At 45.9% G+C, this 14,719-nt stretch carries 11 protein-coding genes; 3 read left to right on the plus strand and 8 right to left on the minus strand.

All coding sequences use genetic code 11. The features are described from left to right. Positions 1–4: 4 nt before the first annotated feature. Positions 5–880: a DNA-binding protein gene (locus MKX36_RS24000; protein ID WP_340865915.1), complete on the minus strand. Its 876-nt coding sequence runs from the start codon at positions 878–880 to the stop codon at positions 5–7. Positions 881–1,322: 442 nt separating this feature from the next. Here MKX36_RS24000 and hxlA point away from each other — a divergent pair, with 442 nt between their 5' ends. Both hxlA and hxlB read left to right on the plus strand, forming a co-directional pair. Then, on the plus strand, positions 1,323–1,958 hold the full coding sequence (gene hxlA / locus MKX36_RS24005) for a 3-hexulose-6-phosphate synthase (RefSeq protein WP_013312540.1): 636 nt from the start codon (positions 1,323–1,325) through the stop codon (positions 1,956–1,958). A gap of 5 nt (positions 1,959–1,963) precedes the next feature. Then, complete coding sequence (hxlB, locus tag MKX36_RS24010) at positions 1,964–2,521, plus strand: 6-phospho-3-hexuloisomerase (RefSeq protein WP_340865916.1); 558 nt, start codon at positions 1,964–1,966, stop codon at positions 2,519–2,521. 231 nt (positions 2,522–2,752) lie between these two features. Here hxlB and MKX36_RS24015 read toward each other — a convergent pair whose 3' ends face one another. From MKX36_RS24015 to MKX36_RS24045, 7 genes are all read right to left on the minus strand, one after another. Beyond that, positions 2,753–4,876 carry an endo-1,4-beta-xylanase gene (locus tag MKX36_RS24015; RefSeq protein WP_340865917.1) on the minus strand — a complete coding sequence of 708 codons (2,124 nt, stop codon included), beginning with the start codon at positions 4,874–4,876 and terminating at the stop codon, positions 2,753–2,755. A gap of 104 nt (positions 4,877–4,980) precedes the next feature. Beyond that, entirely contained in the window at positions 4,981–5,904 is a 924-nt protein-coding gene (locus tag MKX36_RS24020; RefSeq protein WP_044786959.1) for a carbohydrate ABC transporter permease, read from the minus strand. A gap of 437 nt (positions 5,905–6,341) precedes the next feature. Continuing rightward, entirely contained in the window at positions 6,342–7,322 is a 981-nt protein-coding gene (locus MKX36_RS24025; protein WP_016822679.1) for an ABC transporter permease, read from the minus strand. Positions 7,323–7,336: 14 nt separating this feature from the next. Then, positions 7,337–9,004, minus strand: coding sequence for an ABC transporter substrate-binding protein (locus tag MKX36_RS24030; RefSeq protein WP_340865918.1), 1,668 nt, complete (start codon positions 9,002–9,004; stop codon positions 7,337–7,339). Between the two features lie 124 nt (positions 9,005–9,128). Next, positions 9,129–10,895, minus strand: coding sequence for a sensor histidine kinase (locus MKX36_RS24035; RefSeq protein WP_016822677.1), 1,767 nt, complete (start codon positions 10,893–10,895; stop codon positions 9,129–9,131). Continuing rightward, positions 10,892–12,523, minus strand: coding sequence for a response regulator transcription factor (locus tag MKX36_RS24040; RefSeq protein ID WP_340865919.1), 1,632 nt, complete (start codon positions 12,521–12,523; stop codon positions 10,892–10,894). Before MKX36_RS24040 ends, MKX36_RS24035 begins: the two co-directional genes overlap by 4 nt. A 391-nt stretch (positions 12,524–12,914) precedes the next feature. Further along, positions 12,915–13,256 (minus strand): cupin domain-containing protein, encoded by a 342-nt coding sequence (locus MKX36_RS24045; RefSeq protein ID WP_019688945.1) that lies wholly within the window; start codon positions 13,254–13,256, stop codon positions 12,915–12,917. 215 nt (positions 13,257–13,471) lie between these two features. On the opposite strand from MKX36_RS24045, the gene MKX36_RS24050 reads away from it, so the two are divergent. Continuing rightward, complete coding sequence (locus MKX36_RS24050) at positions 13,472–14,707, plus strand: FprA family A-type flavoprotein (RefSeq protein ID WP_025366136.1); 1,236 nt, start codon at positions 13,472–13,474, stop codon at positions 14,705–14,707. Positions 14,708–14,719 lie beyond the last annotated feature (12 nt).

A 14,719-nucleotide genomic window follows, 5' to 3' on the forward strand; every position in this document is an offset into this window, starting at 1 on the left:
AACACTAAGAAACGCTAAGACCATAGTTATCGAGCTTAATGCCTTTTTCATTATGAAGCCCCCTTAATAAAATGGTTTGGTATTGCTCTTGCTGGGACGGTGTTGCCAAATCTCGGTAAGTTTCGAATAGTGCAACCAATGTTCTAAAATCGGCATCGGCTTCTACCCCAATAGAGAATTGCAGAGAAACAAGGATATAATTCAAGGCAACGATATACTGTTTCTTTTTCAAATAGTAAATAGCTAATTGGTTGACCAATTTTAAATAATATACGCGGTTGGCTCTATCTTCATAACCTTCAAATATCTCAATATCATCGGCAAACTCGTTCAGCAGTTCATCAATATCCCAATTGTTCAAGTTAGCTGCTTCAGTAATACTAACCAATCCTGGTAGTAGCTCCTCGTCATTGCTGTGAAGAAACTGAACATATTCCGGTAAAAGTGCCTTCTTCCCCGAAAGTAAATCAATCATATATAAATTGGCCTTGGCGAGAAAACGGAATCTCTCTACTTCTTCGTGACCGCTTTGATCCAGCCCCATAAACCAGCCCATTTCGCTATACTTCATAATATAATCTCTGGCTTCCTCATACTGGCCTATATTCTGATAATAAATCGATTTCGCTAGATAACTGTAAGCATAATAAAACACCAGCGGGTGTTTGGTGTCCAATGTCTCATACTTGCCGTCCGCAGCATTTCTCAGTTGGGTGTGATACAGGCTTTCAGCCAACGAATGCAAATAATCCGCAACCTTGTTCGCTTCATCCCAATCATTATGCGTGTAGCTGATTCTAAATAACTCGCAAGCTTTATCAAGCGCGTGGCTGTCCGACAACAAATAAATAGCTCCCCTTTGATTCAGGACCTCTTCCACTAAACCCCGCCTCCCTATCCTGAAAATTACGGTCACCCCTAGCCTTGTGGCTATTCTTCAGGGTAGTTATGCTATTAGCCCCATTTTTACATGCCAGTATATTACAAATATAGTCAAAGCCTAACTTGAAGTCAATTTAATCATCGGTACATTCATATTTTTGCAATCTGACATGGATATGTATATTTACGAGTCACGAATAGAGGATTTTCATTATTGAAATAATGCTAAAGAAGACAAAAGATTGGCTCTCTTATGAGTGGTTTTTATGATCTATAGTATCGTCAGGGTAACTACGTTACGAATTAGTGCGTACTTTTCAACCGAATACCGGGGCCTTACAATCAAACCTGTGCACGAAAGCAAAGTATAGAGTACGACTCAACAAAGCATGTACCTATTCACCAAAATACAAATTCACTTAAGGAGTGAAGTTAATAACATGGAACTTCAATTGGCTTTAGACTTGGTAGATATCCCACAAGGTATTGCATTGGTAAAAGAAGTCGAATCGTATATTGATATCGTAGAAATCGGTACGCCGATTGTCATCAATGAAGGACTTCACGCTGTAAAAGCAATGAAAGAAGCATTTCCCAATCTAAAAGTGCTGGCTGACCTGAAAGTTATGGACGCAGGGGGATATGAAGTGCTGAAAGCTTCCGAGGCTGGTGCCGATATTGTGACGATTTTGGCTGTAGCTGAAGATGCAACGATCAAAGGTGCTGTAGAAGAAGCTAAGAAACAAGGCGGCAAAAAAATCCTGGTGGACATGATCGGTGTTAAAAACCTGGAGCAACGTGCGAAAGAAATTGATGCTTTAGGCGTTGACTACATCTGTGTGCATACAGGCTACGATCTGCAAGCGGAAGGACAAAGTCCGTTCGAAGCATTGCAAACCGTCAAAAAAGTCGTAAAAAACTCCAAAACAGCCGTAGCTGGCGGCATCAAGCTGAGTACATTGGCTGAAGTGGTAAAAGCTCAACCGGATCTGGTTATCGTAGGCGGCGGTATCACTGGCGAAGACGACAAAAAGGCTGTAGCCTCGCAAATGCAGCAGCTCATTAAACAAGGTTAATCCCAATGGAGACCTCTCTATATTTATCCGAGGTAATCAAGGAGCTGCAATTCGTTCCACAGCTAATCAGCGATACCGAATCGGAACAGCTGATCCACTCCATCGCTGCTGCGAATAAGGTATTCGTAGCAGGAGCGGGGCGCTCAGGGTTCATGATTCGCTCGCTGGCCATGCGGCTGATGCATATGGGAATTCAAGCTTACGTCGTTGGGGAAACCGTAACCCCTGGTTTGGGCGAGGGTGATCTGCTGATTATCGGTTCAGGCTCTGGTGAAACCAAAAGCCTAGCCTCCATGGCAGACAAAGCGAAAAAACTCGGGGCCTCACTGGCGCTCCTTACCACCTCCCCCGAGTCCACCATCGGCAAACTGGCCGATATCATCGTTAAGCTGCCCGGCGCACCCAAGGACCCATCCAACAAGAATTACCAAACCATTCAGCCCATGGGCTCACTGTTTGAACAAACCCTGCTGCTGTATGGCGATGCGTTGGTACTCAGAACGATGAAGCTGCGCAAGCTGACTTCCGAATCCATGTATGGTCAACACGCCAATTTGGAATAAAACTGCTTTTTCCTTTACGATAACAAAGCAGGCTGTCCCTACATGACCGAGCATGTAAGAACAGCCTGCTTTGTTTGTGTTACATGAGATAACTCTCTTACCTGCAAAGGCCCGAATCTTGGCGAGTGGTACCCAGTTGCCCGGACGTACTGCATAGGATAAGGCAAAATGAAAGGTAGCCATAGCTCCAGCTCTCCTTTTGAACAACTCTACTCCTCTGTCTCAAATCATTTATTCATTACTCCCTACTGGCAGCGGCGGCACTTTGGATGGATCAACCAGCGCCCAATACGCATATTTGGCCTTTAACCGTTCATCGAACAGCAGCGGCTTATCCAGCCGGGCAATCGGGAACGTAGTAAGCCACGTATTGCCATCATCTGTTCCCCAAATGGTCACATTGCTGAGATGCTCCTGCTGTCTTGTAAACATATCGAACAGCGCCTGATAACGATGAGCCTGCCGGATCAGTAGAGCTTCAGGAATCGTTTCGTAGCGATCCGTATCATTAGAGTAGAGGCCCATATCCAGCTCTGTGATCTGATTATCCAGCCCGAGTGAAGCAAACTTTTCGATGGATTGCTCGATTTCGGCAATAGTAGGGAACTCCAGGCGGATATGCGATTGGTGACCTACGCCATCAATCGGTACACCTTTGGCAAGCAAATCACGCACCAGATTGTACAGAAAATCCCGTTTCTTCGGTTCATGGGTATTGTAATCGTTAATGAACAACCGCGCGTTTGGCCCCGCCACTTCCCTCGTGACACGGAACGCTTTTTCAATATAATCGGTTCCTGTAATCTGATACCACTTGCTACGGCGCATGCCGTCTGGCTGATCAGGATCAATGACCTCATTCACCACATCCCAATCGGTAATAACATTTTTATAACGAGCGGCAACAGCACGAATATGCGTCTCCAGGCGATCCAGCAAAAGCTTTTTATTCTCAGCAGTCGGTGTCATCGGCTGTCCATTTTTGTCCTTAAACATCCAATCCCCGGTTTGGTTATGCCACACTAAGGTATGGAAACGAATTTCCAATCCGTGCTGTTTTGCAAATTGCACAATTTGGTCTGCTTCCTCCCAATGGAACTGCCCCTCGGATGGTTGCAAGGAGACAGGCTTCATCGCATTCCCTGCAACAACACTGTTAAAATGCTTCTGTACCAGTTCTCCGTAAGCCCCTTCGGTCTGGAAAGCCTCAATCGCTGTGCCGATGCTGAACTGTCCCTGATATAATCCATGCAAAGAAGGTATGTCCTTCTCAATCGCCAGCGGCGGCACCAGGGACAATTCGAAATCATCCATATAAAAGGAAGACGTCCCTTCTGGCGATTCCAGGTACATAGAAACGGCATCTGTATCATGTGCTAAGGTATACGTGCCAGACAAATGCATCCATCCTCCTGTCGTAATCGCCGTATCGCCTACAACCGTTTCATATGCACTTTGACCTTGGTAATCACGCTGTACGCTGAGCCTCACCTTGGCAGGCTGCTCACCCGGCGCCAGCTTCACCCAGGTGCTGACCGTATAACGGTTGCCCTTTTGCATCGTGGCCGTCACGTCCAGCTTGGGACCGGCATATGCCCTTTGTCTGCCTGTTGTCAGCAGACTGTATGAGCCGGTCCGTGCATCGGCATTCGAGACCTGCACAGTCTCGGCTCCTAAGCGGGATACCCAACCTTGGGCTGTGCCATCTTCAAACCCAGATACAATCCCACTTGTAGGATTCGTTGGTGTTACTGATACCTGTCTAATTTCCACCTCATCCACATAGTAGGCCTGAGCGGGATTCGAGTTCTCCACATATAGCTTCAATGCATTCATCTCCCCGGTAAACGTATATCTCCCCCGAAGCTTGATCCACGAAGTATCTGCTGTTTCCGTCTGTGCTACAGTCTTCCATGCTGTAGTCCCCCCTGTCGGCTGCTGCTCCACCGTAAGCTTAATCACGCTTGGAATTGCCGCATTGCCGTCCAGTTTCACATACCCGCTAATTTCATACTCCACACCCGGCAGCAGTAGCGGCTTCACATCCAGCTCTGCTCCGTTCCAAGCCGCCGTACGAGCGGTTGCCTTCAGACTGTGCGTGCCGCCATAGGCCGCTTCCGTGACGGATGCAATTTGGGTATAAGCTCCCCGGGGCTTCCAGCCGTCACTGTTTCCTTGCTCAAATCCATACGCTCCAATGATCTTCCCTGCCGATAGCACCTTGTCCGAAACCGACGGAGAATGTTCCATAGACGAAGCTGCCTTCGCTACAGACGTTCCCCACCATCCGATAGGTGATAACAACAGCACTCCAGCCAGCACTAGACAAAAAGGCGTATACCAACATGACCGCACAGCAATCCCTCCTGCACTCAAATTTTTGAATTCATATTTGGCACTCTTGGATTATAGTTATCTGCGGATTGGAAACGGCTCTTAGAATGAATGTAAAATATTCACTATCCTTTGACGCCTCCCAAGGTCATACCCTTCACAAAATATTTTTGTAAAAACGGATAGACTAAAATAATAGGCACTGAAGCAACAATCGTCATCGTGGCACGAATAGAGGTAGGCGTAACCGCCTTCGCCAAATTTTCCGACCCTGCAAATTGGCTGGCATAGTCCTGAGCGTTAACGGACGTATTGGAATTTTGCAGAATTTTCATTAGCTCATATTGGAGAGTGCTCCATTGCTCATACGACGAATTGTACAAAAATACATCGAACCAGGAATTCCATTGCGAGACCGCCGTGAACAGGGATACTGTTGCCAGCACTGGCACACACAGCGGCAAAACAATGCGCATAAAAGTAGCAAACTCCCCAGCCCCATCAATACGCGCCGACTCCAAAATCCCCTCTGGCAATCCCTCAATAAAGGAGCGAATGACTATGACATTAAACACCCCGATCAAGCCCGGCACGATGTACACCCAAAAGGTTCCCAGCATCCCAAGCTCACGAATCAAGAGAAAATTGGGGATCAATCCACCGCTAAAATACATCGTCAAAATAAAAGCAATCGAAACAAATTTGCGCAGCACATATTCCGGTCGGCTGATCGTATACGCCACCATTGCGCAGCAAAACACCGAGGTCACTGTACCTGCGACCGTACGTAATACAGAAATTAACGTAGCATGGAAAATCGTCGCTTCCTTGAATACAAATTCATAATTACTCCACGTGAATTCACGCGGCCACAAATAAATCCCGCCCCGAATCGAGTCATTCGCTTCATTTAATGAAACCGCCAACGTATTTAAAAATGGATACAGCGTGAACACCATTAGGCATAGCATAAACACAACATTGCACGCATCAAAAATCCGATCCGAGGGCGCCCGAAATCGCCCGTGTACGGCCTTCCCTTTGCCCATGACTTCCTCTCCTTTCTAAAAAATAGCCTAGTCCTGCACTTAAATCCGATTGATTATTCTTAGAGTTTGTTGGTACTGTTACTTGGAACTATCATTTTGAGTGGTTATATCTAGTGGCAATTGGAGTGAATTATGTGGATTATTTTTGGGACTATAAGAAGTCGTGTTGTAGTTAGTTGGTAAGGTCTTGATGAGGTCCGCGAAGCGGCCTGTTAAAAATCCACTGACCTTCCCTGTAGAATGGATGAGCAAGTTCCCCTGCTACAACCCTCAGTTCTTAAAAAAGTGACTTTACGGAGGATAGCAGCGGAGCGTTCACCTTTATTCCCGGATTTTAACCTATGTTTTTTATTCCAATAAGAAAATCCGGGGATAACAGTGATCGGAAGAACAATCCGCACGCGAAGCGACCTTCTCCCCCGTAACTCACTCTTTTTTTAGAACAACCGCTCCTCCCCTAACCGCTTCGCAATATGATTGGCGCTAAACAACAGAATGAAGCTAACCACCGTTTTGAACATTCCAGCAGCAATGGAAAGCGAAAAGTTCCCCATCTGGATACCATATTTCAGGACGAAAATATCTAAGTTTTCCGAGTAATCCACGTTCATGCCGTTGCCCAGTAAATATTGCGGTTCAAAGCCTGATTCCAGCAGGTTGCCAATGTTCATAATGAGCAGGATGATAAATACAGGCTTTAATCCCGGCAAGGTCACATGCCAAATCCGCTGAAACCGCCCTGCTCCGTCCATCTCGGCCGCTTCATACTGCGAGGGGTCAATCGTGGTCATCGCGGCCAAATAAATGATGGTATTCCAGCCGACATTTTTCCATACCTCCGACGCTCCGAGAATCCCCCAAAAGTAGCTTCCCTCACCCAACCACAGAATAGGTTCCTTAATGAGTCCAAGCCACATCAGCACCTCATTGACAATGCCGCCATCTGCTGATAGCGCCGTACTAATAATGCTGGCCGCAACTACCCACGAAATAAAATGTGGCAAGTAGCTGATCGTCTGCACCACTCGCTTAAATACAATCTGACGAAGCTCATTCAGCAAAATTGCTAGTGTTATAGCGGTAACAAATCCCAGCACCAGATTAATAAAGCTCATCGCCAGCGTATTGCGCATCACCCGCAGAAAGTGTTCATCCTGAAATAGAAAACGGAAATGCTTCAATCCAACCCATTGCTGATCAAGCAGCTTGCGGGCAGGCTTAAAATCCTGGAAGGCAATCGTCCAGCCCCAAAGAGGCAAATATTTAAAAATAAGCAGCCAGATTAAAAAAGGGACGGACATCCATACGAGTGCACGCTGCTGATTCAGCTTGTGTATAAATCCCCTAAAGCCGGTTCGCCGTGAGAGCGGCAAATGGCCCGAGGAGGTCGTAACAGGTGGCGGTGACGTGTAGCTCATAGCTGCTTCCTCCTTTATTTTTTCCCGACCGTCTTGATTTTTTTGGCAACCTCCTTCGTGATCAGCTCCTCAAAGGCCTTCACATCCAGCTTGTTAAACTCGGTGGTGTATTCCTTCCAAATGGCATCAAACTGTGCCGGTGCAGACAGTACCAAGCGCGGGAAATATTTGCGCTGCAGGTCTCCTTTCTTTTGCTGGAAAATCTGCGCAGGCGAGCCTTGATCAACCTGAATGCTCCAGGCTGGGAACCATGGACGCTCGTCAGGTGCGGAAAACATCTGCGAGAAGGACTCTACACCGTTCGCTTTAAGCAGCTTTTTATCACCTTCGGTATACGACATCCGCGCAACCTCAGGCTGCCGTCCGGGGCTAGCCGAGTTGCCGTCGGGCAAGGAAGAACCGTTACCGTACCGCGGCCAGCTGTATTCAAAATATTTGAACCCAAATGAGTCACGGAACGCATCCTCACCCGTCTTCTTAATTTGCTCCTTGGTCCGATAAAAGCGCCCATTTTTATCTACATCATAGGTTTCACCTTTGATCCCCCAGTTGGATAATACCTGGTTTTCGTCGGTCAGCAGATTGTTGAAAAATTTGATGATACGTACCGGGTCCTTGGCACTGACTGTAATTCCGATGCCTCGGTTATTAACAAATGACGACGGATCAAGATACTGATCCTTTATATTCCGGTCGTATACAACAGGCAGCCCTACATATTCCAGATCATCATTACCCGAACGCTTGGAAGCCTCCTGCAGGTTATTTAGAGACTGCCCTGCCTGCCAGCGATAATCGAAAAAGCCCAGCACCTTACCCGAGGTTAGCTTCGCCAAATATTGATCGTAATTGTCTACAAAGGAGGATTTATCGAATAGGCCCTCTGCGTTAAGCTGATTCAGTTCCTGGAGATACCGCTTTGTGATTTCCTCATCTCCATAATCCGTCGCCTGGTGTGTTTTCATATCAATAATCGTGCCGCCATCATTGGGATAGCCTGCCAGATGCATCGGCGCATTCGTAAGCGCATAAAACCTATCCTGCGTGGTTAACGCCAAGTACCCGGTTAATCCCTCGTCTGCATGCTTTTTCGCATAGTTCCGAATCAGAGCCAAGTACTCATCTAACGTTTTTATTTTTGGGTATCCCGCCTCCTTCAACACTCTACGCTGTATCCAAAAAGCTCCCTGCTCTATATTAGGAGCAGACAAATAATCACCGACCACCGCACTGAACGGCAGGAAATAGATATTCCCATCCTCCGCTTTCATCAGATTGTAGTACGGTCCATATACACGCTTGATATTTGGCCCATATTTATCGATCAAATCATTCAGGGGAATAAAAGCCCCGGCATCCAGCAGTTTATCAATCGTGCCATCAGGTACAATCACGTCTGGATAGTCATTACTGGCAATAAACGTGCCGATTTTCGTATTCGAATCCCCTACCAAATGCTCCAGCTTCCAGTTCACGCCGGTCTGATCTTCCAGTATTTTTCCGATCCGCGTTTCATTGGTATTAATGTCTCTTCCCGCCGTGGCATTAAAATACGTGAATGTGACCTTCTCCTTGCTATCTCCCGACGCAGGCTCCTTACCCGAGCTCCCTGAGCAAGCAGCGATCATAGATGCCATCATAATCATTACCAGACTGATGATTCCGAACCTTTTGCTTGTCATGCCAGACCTTCCCCTTTCGGCCTCTTTTGTCGATTGTGTGTGAATACCAAATTGTAAGCACTTTCATTTTATAAAATGCCGTTCATTTTGTTCACCTGTCAATCTATAGGTGTTACTTAGGAAACTATAGGTCCCGATCCGCCGGAATCATTATACGAATTTCTGTACCCTCGCCGGGTGCGCTGCGAATGACCAGCTTAAAGCGGTTGCCATAGTAAAGTTTTAGACGATAAATGACATTTTGCAGGCCTATACGCTCACCCATTTCTTCCTGCCTTTGCATGTAGCCATATAAGCGCTGCACCTGTTCCGCAGACATGCCCACCCCATCATCCCGAACCGTTAGCATCAGTCGTTCTTCCTCATGCTCAAAAAGAATCTCAATGCGTCCCCCATGCTTTAGCGGCTCAATGCCGTGGATACTTGCATTTTCAACCAGCGTCAGTACGACCATTTTGGGAATCAAATTGTCCAAGTCTTCGGAGCGTGCCTGTACATCGTACTGTATTCGCTCACCAAAGCGATATTGTTGGATTTCCAGGAAACAACGGATCAACTCCAACTCGTCCCGCAAAGTAACCCGATCCTTGTTCCACACCAGCGAGTTGCGAAAAATCCGTGCCATATTATGAATAATGCGGGCTGTCTCATCCTCATGCTTCATCAGGCTTCGCATACGAATCGTCTCCAGCGCATTGAACAGAAAATGGGGGTTGATTTGGCTGTGAAGTGCATTCAGCTGGGCGTGCCTACGCTGAATCTCCAGATTTTTCCGCTGAATATCGGCCATATAGACATCGTTAATCAGTCGTTTGATTCTCAGCGTCATCCGGTTAAATTCACCTGTGAGCTGTCCGATTTCATCACTCGACTCCATACCTGGAATGAGTTCAAAATGCTGATTTTTCACCTTCTTCACATGTTTCAGAATGCGATGAAGCCGCACGTTCAGCGAACGTGTAATCCAGATAATGATCAAGGTGGGCAGCAGCATATTCACACAGGTTAACAAGAGCGCAAAATTGCGAGGTTCCTGCATTTCATACAACACTTCATCTCTGGATACCGCAGCCACAATGCTCCAGCCGTTCAGATTATTCGTAAGCACATAATGAGTCTTGAATTCCATGGTGTCATTGGGTAGCTTGAGGGTGCTATAGGCCACGCTCTTATGGTTTATATCAACCTTGGGGTCATTTGTATATTCGACTTCTCCCCGTTCGTTAAGCAGAAAGAGACTCCCCTGCAAGTTCAAGTTATTGAAAATCTCCCGAATGGATGACATTCGCAGCTCTATTTTCAGTATTTTTTCACGACCATTTTGGGAATAAAAATAGTTCATCCGTCGAATCAGGCTGAAGGGGTGTAGCTGCTCAGCGGTACTGTCGTCAGTACGGACAAATATAGGCTTGGACTGGCGTCCAGGCGGGATTTGGGTATACCAGGGGAAGCTTTTGACCCTCTCATCTATAAAGCTGATTCCCCCGGAATCCATTAGTGTTGGATTATCGGTATAAATCGTAATTCCACCCACGGATTGGTACACAGGACTGTAAGTATTGTTTAAAATACGACGTAAATAAGAGTCATAAACAGCAATATAATCAGCAGGGTGGGGATATGTTTCTTCCAACACCTCATTGAGTCGATAATCGGTATAAAAGATAGACGAGATTTCCATCGCATCTTCAAATTCCCGGTAAAATTCAATTTTAATTTGTTCCAGTGCGCGCGTAATATCCTGAATACGCTGTTCTTTCACATTTTGCGAGGTAACATGGTAAAAGATCAGATTGGTCAGCACGATAGGTGTAAAAACACAGAGGAAATAAAGCAGCAGCATTTTATCTCGCAGCCGTATATGATCCAGGATAGTTCTCAGCCTCTTCATTCGCCGGACCTCTCTGGCTCGTACCCAGCACTTAGGCTATTGCGGTATTCACTTGGCGTGACGTGCGCCAGCTTTTCAAACTGAGTCACAAAATAGTCTGAACTGCCGAAGCCCACTCGCTCCGCAATTTCATAAATACGCAGGTCCGTCTGCCGCAGCAGGCGTTTCGCCTCCTGAATGCGCAATTTCAGCAGAAATTCGTTAAAGTACACCCCGTATGTTTTTCTGAACAATTGACCGAGGTATACCGGATTCATGTAAAAGTGAGCCGCAATACTTTTCAGGCTTATATTCTCGGCAGCATGCTGCTCAATATAAGCACGGATGTGCTGGATTCCTCCCTGCTGACATTCCTTGCGCAACGTCCCAATATATTTTCCACTTTCTTCGGCAAAGGCTGTAAACAATCGTTGGAGTTCACCCAACGACAGATTCATATCCTGCCAGTTTATCATCGGTTCCAGTGACTGAAGTGAGCGCTCATTTCCCTGCATGTTTTGAATGACCCGCACGATACTAAGAACGCATTGATGCAGACTCATTTTCATAGCCTCAGGAGCATAATACTCTTCCCGAAAGCTGCTAAATAAATAACCTACGGTCGCGCGTAGCTCTTCCAATTGGAGTTCCTCGATCTGCTCTGTCAAGCTATCCAGTACGTCCTGACGAATGGTCCTATAGTGGAGGGATGGCATTTCATCCTGTAAATAGACAACAATACCGCTAGGGTCATGAATGTATTTATGAAGCACTGCTTCCTTTGCACTGGCATAGGACTGCTGGATATCCCGCAACCGATTCACAGGACTTCCCGCATAAACGAATACCCGAATTCCCAACTGGTTTTTTAGTGACTCCATCCCCTCTATCTCCTGTTGTAGCGCTTTCATAAACAATTCTACTTTGGCTCCAAAACCCTCTAAAAAGAAGTCCGGTACGATAAGACCAACCCGGTTACGATGCTCATGGACATAGAGAGGGTACTTGCCGTCCATTAAACGATGAAGCGCTTGCTCTATAAGCTCCCTGAACTGGAAAAGCGATAGCATGACACCATCGTCACCAGAGCGCCAAGGATGCTGATCATTCAGCTCAACAAGTACATAGTACATACACGTGGCTTCTCCAAGTCGCAGCTGCTGCTCCCAATGTGTCACCACTGCATCATCCACTGGGTTCATCATCATCGTCTCTAACAGCCCGCCTGTAAGGTGGTGTTGATATCGCTGCGCGTTCTGTTGCTCACGGTGCAATCTTTCACTCAGCTTGCGCAGTGTAGCCGAAAAGTCCTCATCATCAACCGGCTTGAGTATAAAATCATGCACTCCATAGCGGAGTGCCTGCTGTGCATAAGTAAAATCACTGTAACCACTCATGATAATAAAAGCAGGATGTTGGGTACCCCGTTCGAGTACGGATCGAATCAGCTCTAATCCATCCAGCACAGGCATACGAATATCGGTAATGATCAGATCCGGGTGAAGACGACTGATTAGCTCCAGCGCATCCTCACCATTATCAGCTTCTCCCACGATTTCAAAGCCACAGGTTTCCCAATCCACAAGTTGAATTAGCCCTTTGCGGGTGAATATTTCATCATCCACCACAATGGCTCGATGCAGCTTCATAACCTGCCTCCTCCTTTCAATGAAACGTTATTTTATTGGGGTTGACTACTTCGCGGGCCTTGCACGATATCCCAGCTGGAGAAATATGGCCTTTGCAACGTATTGTGGCACTTCGAGAGCAGTTTGTACAGACGGGATTTCATCATAAGGTCGCTCCAAAGCGTGAAAACTATTGCCCCCAGCTGCTTCCTCGCCGAACACAACCGTGACCTACAGTGGCTTGTTGATGAACAGACATCCAGCGTTGTCACAGATACAGTCATCCAGCTCAGAGGGGAATGTATAGTCTATTTCGGGGTGTGGCTCTCCAATAAGAAAGCCGCTTGGTCATTTAAACCAAGCGGCTTTCTTATATTTGGATTGCGTTTTCTCTTCTTGTTATTTCTATACTTTATACATTTTGTGCGTAGCTTTCACTTGGCGTTTTGGTCAACACCACATGCAGGCTGGAGTTCGCTCCCGCACCACCACGATAGGAAAAGTGCTCATCTCCGGTAATATGGATCATATCCCCTTGGACAACTTCCGTTTCTTCACCATTTACAGTTACAGTACCGCTTCCTTCAAGAACGAGCAAATATACATTCGCTCCTGGATGATTATGTGTTGGCAGCTCAGCATGAGGGGTGAAGTTGAGAATAAAAATAACATTGTCGGCTTCCTTATGCACAATTCGTTTTGTAAATGCAGCTTCTTTATATTCTTGAAATTGAATAAGGTTTGATTTTTTCATGTGGATTCACTCTCCTGTTTGTAATTGGATTGGGCCTATATAGTCTTATTGTATTTAATTATTACGCTCGTCTTGTGATTGCGATCACAAACATAAATTTAAGTCATAAATACTTTGAAATATTCAAAAATTTGATTTCAATCATCTTTTTCATCATCACATCTAGCTAGAATCAAATTGTGTTAGACAAACCAAAACAACAGGAGGTTATTCCTATGAAACCAGGATTTAAGCTGGCAAAGAATATATATTGGGTAGGAAAAATCGATAATCGTGAGGTACCCTTTCATCGGCTTACCCTATCTAAGGGTACAACCTATAATGCATACTTACTAAAAACCGGAAAACCAACCATTATAGATACCGTAGATATGGCGTTCGGTAGAGAATTTGCCGAAGCTGTAGCGGAATTGATCGACCCGTTGGATATTCAATATATAATCGTCAATCACACGGAACCGGACCACTCCGGCGGGTTGGCGGCCCTTGCTTCCAAGGCAGCAAACGCCACCATTGTCTGCACTGAGATTGCCGTTCCAGAAATTCAGCAGATGTACAAGCTCCAGCATCGGAACTTCCTCGTAATCAAAGACGGGGATCAACTCGATATTGGAGGCAAGACACTGCTATTTAAGGAAACACCTTACCTCCATACGGAGGAAACCATGATTACGTATTGCGTGGAAGATAAAATCTTGTTCCCTTGCGATATTTTCAGCACACACGTAGCTGTAGAGCATCTATTTGCCGATGAGGCCGGTTTTGATATTACCGAGGATTTTATCGGATACTACCAGGCTATTATTCATCCACATCGCAGATATGTGCGTACATTAATCGAAGCTGTATCTGACTTGGATATTGAGATGATTGCTCCTTCCCACGGCTTCGCGATCCGACATGATATTGCCAAATTTATTGATTTGTACGCATCGATGAGCACCGAAACCAAGGATGATAAAAAAGTAGCGATTGTTTATGCCACCTTAAAAAATAATACTAAAAAAATGGCAAACATCCTGAGAGATTGCTTTTTGGAGAACCAAATCAAGGTGGAGCTATGGGATGTAGATAAGGCGGATGAAACCGAGATATTAAATAGTATTGCCTCAGCGGATGCTGTTTTCGTCGGTAGCTCTACCAAATATGCCGACATGACAGGCAAATTGGAAGACCTGCTGCAACAAATGCAAAAGATGAATTTGGAAGGCAAGCTTGCTGCCGCCTTTGGCTCCTATGGCTGGAGCGGTGAAGCCATTGAGGTCGTACAAGATTACTTGAACGGTACTAATATGAAAGTCCAAAGTACTTCAGATGTAATCAAGTCAACGGGTATGACGCATGTGGAATTTCCGGTACGCATTCGCTTCTCTCCTACAGAAGATGAAAAAGTGAAAAAAATAAAAAATGCTGCTGAATTTGTCTCAGATCTGCTGCTTAGTGTTATTTAGCACAGAAAGCTA

This window comes from Paenibacillus sp. FSL W8-0439, from assembly GCF_038008995.1.
Classification (GTDB): Bacteria; Bacillota; Bacilli; order Paenibacillales; family Paenibacillaceae; genus Paenibacillus; species Paenibacillus polymyxa.

What these genes read in the sequence shown, in the direction of transcription:
- hxlA (WP_013312540.1), top strand. Translation starts at nt 1,323, where the DNA reads ATGGAACTTCAATTGGCTTTAGACTTGGTAGATATCCCACAAGGTATT.
- hxlB (WP_340865916.1), top strand. Translation starts at nt 1,964, where the DNA reads ATGGAGACCTCTCTATATTTATCCGAGGTAATCAAGGAGCTGCAATTC.
- MKX36_RS24020 (WP_044786959.1), bottom strand. Translation starts at nt 5,904, where the DNA reads ATGGGCAAAGGGAAGGCCGTACACGGGCGATTTCGGGCGCCCTCGGAT.
- MKX36_RS24025 (WP_016822679.1), bottom strand. Translation starts at nt 7,322, where the DNA reads ATGAGCTACACGTCACCGCCACCTGTTACGACCTCCTCGGGCCATTTG.
- MKX36_RS24030 (WP_340865918.1), bottom strand. Translation starts at nt 9,004, where the DNA reads ATGACAAGCAAAAGGTTCGGAATCATCAGTCTGGTAATGATTATGATG.
- MKX36_RS24035 (WP_016822677.1), bottom strand. Translation starts at nt 10,895, where the DNA reads ATGAAGAGGCTGAGAACTATCCTGGATCATATACGGCTGCGAGATAAA.
- MKX36_RS24040 (WP_340865919.1), bottom strand. Translation starts at nt 12,523, where the DNA reads ATGAAGCTGCATCGAGCCATTGTGGTGGATGATGAAATATTCACCCGC.
- MKX36_RS24045 (WP_019688945.1), bottom strand. Translation starts at nt 13,256, where the DNA reads ATGAAAAAATCAAACCTTATTCAATTTCAAGAATATAAAGAAGCTGCA.
- MKX36_RS24050 (WP_025366136.1), top strand. Translation starts at nt 13,472, where the DNA reads ATGAAACCAGGATTTAAGCTGGCAAAGAATATATATTGGGTAGGAAAA.